Genomic DNA, 12,039 nt, shown 5'->3' with positions numbered 1-12,039 from the left:
GTTTGAACATTATAAGTTACGCGGGAGGTCAGCTATAAGCTGGCCTTTTTTATTCCATCTAGAAAAGCATCGGCAGTAAACATAGATACTGGCTTATCTGCAATCTCACGACCATCATCATCAAACAAAGATAAGCGATACCCTTGTGCAGCTTTGCAATCTTCATCACTTGGTGCGCGGCGCCAGTCTGAAACCACGTCACAGTTTTCACTGCTAAGCGCCTCTCCTAAAACAACTTTTTGGCTGGCCACTTGATACCACACTAAAATTTTCGATTGAGAAAACATACTAACCTCCTTGATAGAATGCTTGGATGAGGTGTTAGTGTACAAGTAAATTTGAACAAATGTAGCCTCAAAAGTGGGACGTTTTATGTCGACCCTTTAAATCATCGACTTACATTTAGACGATTTACTTATAAGAAATAAAAATGAACTGGACTAGGTAATAAGGTTTAGATTCATCACTTTATTACTGCACGGCGCTCTGTAGAGATTTGACAAAGGCTACTTTTGATATAAGTAGCCTTTAACTTGTTGATTAGATGAGAGTTGAAGGGATGAACATATCCTTGAGGCTAGTGACTGAACTGTACTGTACGAACATTGGCTTGCTGGATAAATAGCGTCGAAGCATGTCGGCGGTAATCGTTGCAATCAGCTCTTTTTGCTCTTCCTTTGAATAGTGTCGATTGAATTGAAGAGTTTGCCCCCACTCTCCTTTCGATGTCGACAAAGCAATAGAAAATTGCTCATCTTCTAGTTTACCAGTCACTAAAGAAATATCTGTCGCACATTTTTCTCTTGTTGCCCCCGCGAGTGCAAAGGCCGCAGCCAAAGGGTTCTTCTCTTGGCTTGAAACATCCAATAAGCTGCTCATCACCCAAGAGTGACCGCAATATGGATTCGCGTCTGAGTTTGAGTGCAGCCAGTTAGACAGCCAACCTTGTGTCGACTGCTCAGAAATAGAGACCGATTGTTTCTTCTCAGCAATTAAGTGACCCAAGTGAGCCAGCATATTCTCATCGACGCTAACAACATTCGACTCAATCAGCTTGTAAATCATCTGAAGCACACGAACTCGAGTATCGAGATCCCCTTTCGGAGCAAACAACTTCACTTCAATAAAAGGAAGGTATGATCGATAACCAATCATATACTCTTCGGGAAGCTGAATCTTATCAAGCTTGTCTGACAGTACTGACTCTGAGGTACCTAATGTGTATAAACGGCTGCAGCTCATGCTTTTGCTGTCTGGGTATCTCTGTTGTAAATCGGGTAAAATTTGAGTTTCAACCATCAGCTCAAACTCTTTTGGTACACCTGGCGTAAAGTAGAACAGGCAATCGTTTATAAGCATTTGAAAACCGCAAGCGGTCCCAATTGGGTTATCGACTATAGAGGCATTACTAGGTAGCATAGCCTGCTTAACATTGCTTTCAGGCATTGTCACACCACGAGCGTTAAAGAAAGCGGTCAACCTATCAAGCCATTCTGGGAACAAAACTAACTCTTCATTGGCCGATGCGGCGGCAGCTTCAGCGGACAGGTCGTCACTTGTTGGCCCTAAACCACCATTTACGATAACAACATCACAATTAAAGCTGAGCATTAAAATTTCTTCTTTTAACGCTACAAGGCTATCGCCCACCGTAGAGCGCTTCGTTAAAGAGAATCCACTTTCAAAGAAGGTTCTTGATAACCAAGCGGCATTGGTATCAACAATGTCCCCATAAAGGACTTCTTCTCCTGTGCTAAGCATTGCAATTTTTGTCATTGATTTTTCCTAACCCCCATAACTCGTTCCCTTATCATCACATACTTTTCTTAAAACTATGTAACGAATACTGGTACTTCGGCCAAATAATTCTTATAAGTAATTAAAATAGTTCATTTTGTGGTTTCTATTGACCGCCCTTTATATGATAATTGTGACTAGGATCTTAAAAAACTAGAATAATGGAGCCACCGTGCTTAAGAAAAACATTGCTGCCATGATGTTATCGTTTTCCGCTTGCGCTAACGCCAACAACTTTAACGTCAACCAACATATCGAGTTTTCCTACACGGTCGATTGTAAACAGAGTTATTGTTTTCAAGATGATACTCCTTCATACCAATCTAGCTCGCTATATACTCAAGAAAGTTTCATGCTCTCGCTTAATGAGCCTGAACTTAAGGTTGAAGATCCTGGACTTCCAAAATATCTCGTGATGCAAGACGAAAAGGACTGGGATTACCTAATGGGTCAGACCTATACAATCTTGGGCTTAAGCGTTGCGACGGTTGGTTTGATGACACTACTTCCTGAATCCATCACTAAGTGGGATGAAGACGCTCGTGACATGAGTAAATTAGGTCAAAAGTGGAAAGACAATATCAGTGCCGGCCCTGTATGGGATCGCGATGAACATTTCCTTAACTATGTCATGCACCCGTACTTTGGTGGTGTTTACTATACAACGGCAAGACACGCCGGCTTCAATGAATTCGAATCATTCCTATATTCCGCTACTATGTCGACTTTCTTCTGGGAAATGGGTGTTGAAGCCTTTGCGGAAGTGCCTTCATGGCAGGATATTTTCATCACGCCATTCTTTGGTGCTGTCGTCGGTGAAATGATGTTCGAAGCAGAGCAAGACATTGTTCATAATAACGGTGGTGAAGTTTGGGGCTCTGAAAGAATGGGCAGTTTCACTCTATTTTTCCTAAACCCTGTTGGTCATATCCATGGTTGGGTAACCAATGCTTGGGGTGGCAGTGCTGAATTCCAATACAGTAGCACGCCTTGGTTCGGAAACTCGAATGCTGCTGCGTTCGCAATGGACGCTGGTGCCTCTTATGACCGTCAGTTCTACGGCGTAGAATTTAAGATCGGCTTCTAGCGTCTAGCCTCCCATTCAAAAAGCACCTGTTCATAGGTGCTTTTTTTGTGTCCGAAGCCCCGTTCTAGCAAGCTGGTAAATTCTTTATTTTCAAACATTGACCTCCATCAAGTCTTTCCTAATATTTACTTCTACACTGAAACTATCAATTATTTTAGTCACTTGGCGTAGGAGTACCCTCATGAACACTACCTTTATCGTGAATTTTGTCGGCAAAGCCACGCCTGCAACCATTAAAGAGCTTGCTTCTGTTACTCATGAAAACGGCGGGAAATGGTTAATCAGTAAAGTTAACTTTATTGAAGATCAAGTCGCTGCGGTGATTAAGGTGCAGCTACCAGAAAAGAATGCAGACCTAGTAAGAAACGCTTTTCAGTCACACGATGAACTGCTGGTACAGATAGTCGACTCAGATGCACTTCCTCACCGAGAAGAAACGATTTTTCAGCTTCGATTAGATTCCAATGATAGAGCGGGAATCGTCAATGAAATCACTCACGTTCTTGATGGACAAGGAATCAGCATTTTAGATATGGACTGTCAGCGCGTCTTTGTCGCGGGAGGGGGAGGTGTCAGCTCTAGTCTATTTACCGCGAATATGGCGGTTCGCTTACCAAGTGAAATGCAAATTGAAGACGTAGCAAATGAACTTGAATCCCTCAGCGAAGATACCCGAGTAATCCTAGAAGTTTAATTTCAACGGATTAGCTTCAAACGCTTAATTTCAACCGAAGTGTCGCTTTAGTTCTATAAATAACGTTTGCATTTAGCACCCATTAAAAAGAGCAGCAAACGCTGCTCTTTCTCATATTTATCAATTGGTTTATTTATACTGATTGATAAAACTAGTTCACACTCCATTGTGAAAGTGAGCGCTTAAAGTCTGAATAATTGAACTCATTCAGTTTTTGAATATCGCCACTGCTTCGCTCACAATAGATGGAAGGCATCTTTAAACCGTTAAACCAATTCAGCTTAACCATCGTATAACCAGCACTATCCAATAAATGAAGCTTTTGACCGATCTCTAATGGTGCATCAAAACTCGCTTCACAAAACTGATCGCCCGCCAAACAAGAACAGGAACCAATCACGTAATCATGCTCACCGTCTTCTGTCGCTTCTAAAACAGAAGCAGGCTCATCGTAGATTAACGTATCAAGACGGTGTGCTTCCGTTGCAGAGTCAACGATGGCCGTTTTCTTCACGTTCTCAACAATATCAACGACAGTAACAACAAGATCCGTTGTTTTCGTAATGATCGCTTCACCCGGCTCTAAGTACATTTGAACGCCGTGCTTTTCAGCAAAAGCTTTCAAAGCTAAACCTAATTTCTCGATATCGTAGCCTGGCCATGTGAAAAATACGCCACCGCCCATGCTCACCCAGTCCAACTTATCTAGGTACTCGCCAAACTGTTCTGAGATTGAATCAAGCAATCCGATAAATGCATCAACGTCTTTGTTCTCACAGTTCATGTGGAACATCACGCCATTAATCTCGTTAAAGATTTCAGGTTTGATGTGATCCGCTTGTACACCTAAGCGAGAGAATTGACGCGCAGGGTTTGCAAGATCTTGTCCTGCATAGCTCACGCCTGGGTTCAAACGCAATCCAATAGATGCTTTACCTTCAACAATGTGGCGATGCGCCGCTAGCTGTGTTTGAGAGTTAAAAATCAACTTATCGCAGATGTCCGCAACTTCACGGACGTCATCTTCGCTGTAACCAACGCTGTAAGCGTGAGTTTCACCACCAAAGGTTTCATGGCCAAGCTTCACTTCATACGGGCCAGAGCTTGTCGTGCCATCCAAATATGGTTTGATGATGTCAAACACACCCCAAGTTGAAAAACACTTCAAGGCAAGAACAAGCTTCACGCCTGAGATCTCTTTCAGTTGCTTGGCTTTCTCAAGATTGGCAATCAACTTATCTTCATTAATCATAAAGTACGGTGTTTTTAAATCACCTACTTTGAAATCTTTAGTATTCATTTTTCAATCACTTATAAATTGAACAAAGCCGACGCTAGTGCATCGGCTTTCATCTAAATCACTCTATTGATGGCTCGTAGAGTTACTTCAGTTTATGGATTACTGGCTGCCCAGGAGTAAGCTCCTGTACATGCCAATCTAGACCAATTTCCGGCATTGTCTCTAGGAACGGATCTGGGTCCAGTTGTTCCATATTAAACACGCCTTTATCTGCCCATTTTCCACGGAAGAACTGCAGTGCCGCCGTAATAGCAGGAACGCCCGTTGTATAAGAGATCGCTTGGTGTTCAACGTCTTTGTAAGCAACTTCATGGTCCGCGTTATTGTAGATGAAGACACTACGCTCTTTGCCATCTTTCTTACCTTGAACCCAAGTACCGATACACGTTAAACCTGTATAACCCGGCGCTAAAGAAGTTGGGTCTGGCAGCAGAGCTTTAAGTACGTGTAGCGGCTGAACCACAGTACCGTCATGCAGCGTTAGTGGATCTGGGCTTAACAGACCAATATCGCGCATACAGTTGAAGTAGTTTAGGTAAGCATCACCAAAGCCCATCCAGAATTCGATACGCTTAGCAGGGATAAACTCCTTCATTGAGCGTACTTCATCGTGCGCCATTGAATACACTTTATGCGTTCCACAGTTCGGGAAGTCAAACTCAAGCATACGTGCATGACACGGTACTTGTTTCCACTCTTCGTTTTCCCAGTAGAATGAGTCACCTTGGATCTCAAGCATGTTCGTTTCTGGGTCAAAGTTTGTCGCAAACTTCTTACCGTGATCGCCAGCGTTAACGTCCATGACATCAATCGTATCGATTTCGTCAAACAGATGCTTAACCGCATACGCTGCGAAAACTGAAACAACACCTGGATCAAAACCTGCGCCCAAAATACCTGTGATACCTGCTTCTTGAAACTTCTCACGGTAAGCCCACTGCCAATCGTAAGCTTGTGGTACTTGCTGGCCTTCTGAACATAGATCTACAGCAACAGACGTATCTAGGTAGTTAACTTTTGCTTGGTAACACGCTTCCATAATGCCCATGTTTACCCATGGAGGACCCGCATTAATAACAAGATCTGGCTTCACTTCTTTGATTAACGCAACCAAAGAGTCAACGTCATCGGCGTTTACTTCACGCGCTTCTAGTTTTTTAGACGTGTCTTTAAGGTTATTTTTTCCCTTAATTGACTCAATGATTTTTTCACACTTACTTAGGGTGCGAGATGCGATAGTAATGTCACCAAGAACTTCATTATTTTGAGCTGCTTTATGCGCAACAACCCACCCAACACCACCTGCACCAATTTGTAGAATTGCCATTGTTATCTTTACCTTATTCTTTCAATTTAATTACTTTAAAGAGGCTCTCTACTCATTGAACGAGCCTCTTAAGTGATTCATATATTCTAAATATTAATCCGCAAGCTCAGAAACTAGCTGGTTGATATCACTAATTAGTGATTCAAAATCTGCCAATGTGAGGCACGGATTTAAAATCGTAAACTTCAGTGCCGATTGCCCTTTAACAACCGTCTCACCCAGAACTGCGATACCACGAACTAAAGCTTCAATTCGAACCTTCTGATTCAGCTTGTCTGCAGAACCTTCACAAGTACGAATCGAGCGGAATAAAACCGTCGAGAGCGATGGTTCAGCGAGCAGCTCAAATCCATCATGTGAACGGATCAACTCAGCCACTTCAAGGGTCTGGTCAATGATGTGGTCATACATATCACCCAGCGCTTGTGGACCGACATTTTGCATGGTCATGAACACTTTCAATGCGTCGAAGCGTTTCGTTGTAGCAATTTGCTTGTCGACTAAGTTTGGCAGTTCATCATGTTCACGGTTTAAGTAATCCGCATGGTGAAGTAAGAACTTAAACTGGGACTTATCTTTAAGTAGCAACGCACCACAGCTGATTGTTTGATAGAACAACTTATGGAAATCAACACTGATAGAATCGGCACGTTCAATACCCGCTATACGATCTTTATGGCTACTTAAAATCAACGCGCCACCGTAAGCACCATCAACGTGAAGCCATAATTCGTTTTGTTCCGCTAAGTCGGCTAAAACCGTTAAATCATCAATCGCACCATGGTCGGTTGTACCTGCGGTTCCAACCAGAGCAAATGGTATCAATCCTTGCTCTTTTAAATCAATAATCGTTGATTCTAAAGCGTCAGTATCCATTGTGCCGTTAACGTGTGCAGGTACAGTCACAACTGATTGTTCACCTAGGCCCATCCACGAAGCTGATTTTTGCACCGTAAAGTGTGATTTCTCAGAGCAGATAATACGCAGTTTATGTGCGTACTCAGGTAAGCCTAACTTTTGAATAGAGTGCTGTGACAATTTGTCAGCAATCCAATCTCGAGCAAGCAGTAAACCCATTTGGTTACTTTGAGTACCACCACTGGTGATAACACCATCCGCTTGATTGCCCAGCTCGTATTTACCACATAACCAATCCACAACGCGCTGCTCTACATAGGTAGCAGAAGACGCTTGGTCCCAAGAGTCCATTGATTGGTTCAACGCAGCAATCATTGCTTCAGCAGCAATAGCTGGCATCATTGGTGGGGTATGAAGATGAGCGATACAGTTCGGATGCTGTGTGAAGATAGAGTTCTTCACTACAAGATCACTCGTACTATCGATCACCTCTTTCAAGCTAGCGTTCGCTGAATCTAGGCAGACTGAGTTGATTTGCGCTTCCAAAAGCTTCGGATCGATACCAGTGTATGGCTGTTCAACCTGTTCAAAAATTTGCTTTAACGCGTCAGTAGCGTGGTTCATCACAGAAGCAAATTCATCCGAGCCATTTTTACCCGCATGAATGAAGTGCTGTTTCCACTTTTGGTTGTCTTCAACGGCTTCACGTCGGCCGCCACCTGCAGCAATAATCGCGTCTTCCATCACGCGAAGTGCGAAGTCAATTTGCTCAAATGAAATAATCATTGGTGGCAGGAAGCGAATAACTGAACCTTCTCGGCCGCCTTTTTCTACCATTAAGCCACGCTCAAGCGCCGCACGTTGAATCGCTAACGTTAATTCGCCATCAGCTTCTGGTTCACCAAACTTGTTGGTTGAACCGTCTGCTTTTTGAATTTCCATCCCGAGCATTAGGCCTTTGCCACGAACCTCAGCGACACAATTTACACGCTGTTGAATGCTCTCAAGACCCATGCGAAGGTATTGGCCAGCTATGTTTGCATGTTCAACTAGGTTGTCGCGTTCAATAATTTCTAACGCTTTCGCACCTGAAACCATCGCAAGTTGGTTACCACGGAACGTACCCGTGTGCTCGCCTGCTTTCCATGTATCAATCTCTTTATTGAATACAAGGATCGACATTGGTAAACCGCCGCCAATCGCTTTAGACAAACATAGAATATCTGGAGAAATGCCGGCTTCTTCAAAGGCAAAACGATAACCTGTTTTACCGACACCACATTGAATCTCATCAAGGATAAGTAAAATCTCGTGTTCATCACAAATACGGCGAAGCTCGCGAAGCCAAAAAGCAGGAGCCGGGATAACACCGCCTTCACCTTGCACTGGCTCAACGATAATGGCTGCAGGCTTCATGATGCCCGCTTCGTCATCATTAAGTAGGCGTTCCATATAGCGAATACTCGCCTTCGCGCCTTCATCACCACCTAAACCAAACGGGCAACGTAGGCTATATGGAAACGGCATGAAGTGAACATCTGACATTAAGCCTGTACGGCGTTCTTTGGTACTTAGGTTACCCATCATACCCATGGTGCCATTGGTCATACCGTGGTAAGCCCCACGGAAAGCAAACATAGTATTGCGACCTGTTGTCTGCTTGGCTAACTTAATCGCCGCTTCTACGGCATCTGCGCCAGACGGGCCACAAAATTGAATAGCAGAATTATGAGAAAACTCTTTTGGTAAAAATGCCTTCACTCGTTTCGTAAACAAGTCTTTTGCACTCGTCGTCATATCAAGTGTTTGGTATGGCAAACCAAGATCAAGCTGCTCTTTTAGTGCTTGATTAATTTCTGGGTTGTTATAACCCAAAGACAGAGTACCTGCACCGGCAAGACAGTCCAAAAATAACTGTCCACGCGTGTCTTCAACTAACGCACCGTGCGCTTGTTTGATTGCGATAGGCAAGCGTCTTGGGTACGAGCGAACTTCAGACTCATGCTCTGCTTGATCAAGCAAAATTTGGTCTGGCGTAAGATCATAAAGACCTTCTACGTGAGGTACTTTGGTAGAAAAAGTGGTTGCGATAAGCGTGTTATCGACTTCAAAAGCTGAGCTCATTGTAATTCCCTAAAAATAGAGGATTTGCGCTCTTTTCAACACCAGTTGATAAAACAAGAGGCAAAGCAATACCTTCCGAAAACATCCATACGTTCGGGATTTAGATAGTGACCATTAGAAATGGTTAATTTGGAGTGCTGGAATTCAGGGTTCGGTGATGCTACTGACGTGAAGCACAGTGCATTTAGGAAGTACGACGCTGATTAGACTGTATAAGTTAAAAGTGTTCACTGTTGGGTTTCTCTCTCGTCTGTTGCATTGGCAACAAAGTTATCCCGTCTATCAGCAAATGGCTTGCTGATACCTACCCTACGCAACGATACAATCAGCCTGAATGTTCGTTGCGCGTATCCCCCAGTGCCGCTTCAAAATTAGGCTCCGAGATTGCGCGGAAAAGTATCATAATTTCAAAGAGTATGGCAACTGTTTTTACTAATGATTTTATAAATAAAAAGCTGGCACAGTGGCCAGCTTTTTGATGGCTGCTAAGCAGCGTCTGTCTTGAGTATTTGTGACAAGAGTTCCATCTGATCTAGATCGCTATTAATAGGGACATAATCCTCTAGAATCGTCGCTCCATCATCGATAACGATAGTTTGAGTCACTTCATCGCCCTCGGAGTTCTCCGCATCGATAGTGAGCACTACATCATCATTAACAACTTCCGCTTCAACAATATCCATGAGGTCATGAATACTCACGCTAGAATCATCATCAAGAACCCCGGTTAAATCGATAAGGTCTTCATAAAGCGTGAAATTCTCAATGGTATCTTCTCCATTATTAATCGTCGCATCACTCCACTTAAAGGCATCGGTATCTTCAGTACCTGACAGCAGTTCATCCTCTAAGCTAGCTGCATGTTCAACATATGGAGGAATCGTTACTGTGGCTTCTTCACTAACGACACCGCCCGAGTCGATAGCTAGGTAGTCAAAGCTATCATCTGAGGTTATTGCTTCCTCACCAGATAGATCTCTTAATACCCAGTTACCACCTGTACCTTCCATCACCATTTCAGTAACAGGGTTGTCTTCGGAAGAGTAAGTAAATTGTTCATAAAAATCTTTAACACCAAGGTCAGAATCTTTATTGTATACCACAGTCTCTTGCGTACCGTCTTGAAGGGTATAAGTGACGACAATTGAAGAACCATTACTAAAGTTTTGCCCCATACCATCAATACCAAAGGTAACGCTCTCCAACGGATTCTCAGATAAATCAATAACTATCTGTTCACCAGGATTCATCCCCTGCCCATGGTTCTCAGCTAAACCAAAGCCTTTATGGTTATCTGGTTGATCGTACTGTTTAAACACACCATTCTTATTATTGGAAATCAACGAAATAAATATCGCTGTACCATTCGCTAAATTGACTTGTCGTTCCGTTCCTGACTCACCAACTGCTACCCCCCAATTATAGAAGCCATCGACAAGTTCAAGATCATCAGGCATTCCACCAATTTCAAAAGTATCGCCTTCATCTTGCTCGTATTCGACTTTGCTAGGGTCAAGAATGGTTCCACCGCCGCCTTCAGTGTAAAGGTCTAGTTCAGTTAGGGCTCTTCGCTCTCCTTCTTCATCGGTGTAATACAAAGTACCAGTGGTTGGCAAAGAGGTAATCATGACCATAACTGTTTCAGTATTTCCTGGTATGGTTTCGTCGAAATCCCAAATATGATCAAACTCAGGATCATCGGAATCAAAAACAATTGGAATTGGTGAATCTGGATCTCGTAGGTAAGCCTCAAAGTCTTCCGCTTCAGGAATCGCGTTTTTGTTGATGATAGTGCCATTACCACTGGCATCTAGATTGAGTACATCCGGGACGTCACCTATATTACCTGATACATTAACGTCAAGAGCGAAGGTCTCATCTCCTTCGAAGATACCATCGTAATGAGTTCCAACACTGACTGAAAGGCTTAGAACATCCCCAGGGATAGACAGACTTCCTCCGTTTGCAATATCCATCGTGTGTTCAACATTATTGCTGTCAGTATAAATAACAGTTAGTGCACCACTATCGGCCATATCTGATAGTTCAGCACTACCGTCAAAGTTTAGAGTAAATGTATACTCGAGTTCCCCATCCACTTCATTACTGAGTGTGACAGCAAAGACTGAGTTATCTCCTTCAACTACATCCGCTGAATCAGCGACAGTTAGCGCTGGCTTGTCATCATAGTCCGGTGCATTCTCATCAATAATGGTCGCACTGCCGTGACCATCAAGGGAAAGTACATCTGGCACATCCCCAATGTCTCCGTCAACATGTACATCCAAACCAAAGCTTTCCGTTCCTTCAAAGATGTCGTCATCAAAGGTATCCACACTGACTGAAATGTCCGTGGCATTCCCCGGTATCACTAACGTGCCTCCGTTGACCACCGGTGTTGAGATAGGATCCCCATCTCCCACGGTGTACGTCACTGTGAGCTTACCGCTGGCTAAGAAGTCCGCCATTTCGGCGCTGTAACTGACTTCATCGTCCCCTTCACCATAACCCTCGACATTCAGGTTAAAGGTATAAGTCAAATCGCCATCCACTTCTTTATCTAACCCAACTAAGAACGTAGCCGGGGATTCATTATCACCCTCAATAGTTTCCGCATTACCTACCGTCAGTACCGGTGTATCGGCGTTATCTTCACCATCCAGATCATCAACAATCGTCGTATTACCCGCACCATTTAGGTCGAGCACTTCACCTTCGTCACCTATCTCACCATAGACATTTACATCAAGGCCAAAGCTCTCTACCCCTTCAAAAATCTCATCGTTCAACGTGCCAAGACTGACACTGATTTCTGTGGCATCACCCGGTATGACGAGATTGCCCCCGTTAGT

At 43.5% G+C, this 12,039-nt stretch carries 8 protein-coding genes; 2 read left to right on the top strand and 6 right to left on the bottom strand.

Annotation, left to right across the window (positions count from 1 at the left end):
• Nucleotides 1-32: 32 nt before the first annotated feature.
• Both KP803_RS17520 and KP803_RS17515 read right to left on the bottom strand, forming a co-directional pair.
• Nucleotides 33-287 carry a hypothetical protein gene (locus KP803_RS17520; protein ID WP_248010164.1) on the bottom strand — a complete coding sequence of 85 codons (255 nt, stop codon included), beginning with the start codon at nucleotides 285-287 and terminating at the stop codon, nucleotides 33-35.
• A gap of 253 nt (nucleotides 288-540) precedes the next feature.
• Complete coding sequence (locus KP803_RS17515) at nucleotides 541-1,776, bottom strand: CinA family nicotinamide mononucleotide deamidase-related protein (RefSeq protein ID WP_248010163.1); 1,236 nt, start codon at nucleotides 1,774-1,776, stop codon at nucleotides 541-543.
• Nucleotides 1,777-1,969: 193 nt separating this feature from the next.
• On the opposite strand from KP803_RS17515, the gene KP803_RS17510 reads away from it, so the two are divergent.
• Together KP803_RS17510 and KP803_RS17505 are read left to right on the top strand one after the other, a co-directional pair.
• Complete coding sequence (locus KP803_RS17510) at nucleotides 1,970-2,884, top strand: DUF3943 domain-containing protein (RefSeq protein WP_248010162.1); 915 nt, start codon at nucleotides 1,970-1,972, stop codon at nucleotides 2,882-2,884.
• 181 nt (nucleotides 2,885-3,065) lie between these two features.
• Nucleotides 3,066-3,578 (top strand): glycine cleavage system transcriptional repressor, encoded by a 513-nt coding sequence (locus KP803_RS17505; protein ID WP_248010161.1) that lies wholly within the window; start codon nucleotides 3,066-3,068, stop codon nucleotides 3,576-3,578.
• Nucleotides 3,579-3,729: 151 nt separating this feature from the next.
• On the opposite strand, the gene nspC is transcribed toward KP803_RS17505, so the two are convergent.
• The 4 genes from nspC to KP803_RS17485 all read right to left on the bottom strand — a co-directional run.
• Nucleotides 3,730-4,878 carry a carboxynorspermidine decarboxylase gene (gene nspC / locus KP803_RS17500; protein ID WP_248010160.1) on the bottom strand — a complete coding sequence of 383 codons (1,149 nt, stop codon included), beginning with the start codon at nucleotides 4,876-4,878 and terminating at the stop codon, nucleotides 3,730-3,732.
• Nucleotides 4,879-4,960: 82 nt separating this feature from the next.
• A complete protein-coding gene (locus KP803_RS17495) occupies nucleotides 4,961-6,205 on the bottom strand; it encodes a carboxynorspermidine synthase (RefSeq protein ID WP_248010159.1) in 1,245 nt (414 codons plus the stop codon).
• A 93-nt stretch (nucleotides 6,206-6,298) separates the two neighbouring features.
• Nucleotides 6,299-9,187 (bottom strand): pyridoxal phosphate-dependent class III aminotransferase, encoded by a 2,889-nt coding sequence (locus tag KP803_RS17490; RefSeq protein WP_248010158.1) that lies wholly within the window; start codon nucleotides 9,185-9,187, stop codon nucleotides 6,299-6,301.
• A gap of 485 nt (nucleotides 9,188-9,672) precedes the next feature.
• On the bottom strand, nucleotides 9,673-12,039 hold a 2,367-nt coding region (locus tag KP803_RS17485; RefSeq protein WP_248010157.1), incomplete at its 5' end, for a hypothetical protein.

Source organism: Vibrio amylolyticus, assembly GCF_023145695.1.
Lineage (GTDB): Bacteria > Pseudomonadota > Gammaproteobacteria > Enterobacterales > Vibrionaceae > Vibrio > Vibrio amylolyticus.
The sequence above is the reverse complement of the archived record's forward strand: the minus strand, read 5'-3'. Positions and strand labels throughout refer to the sequence as shown.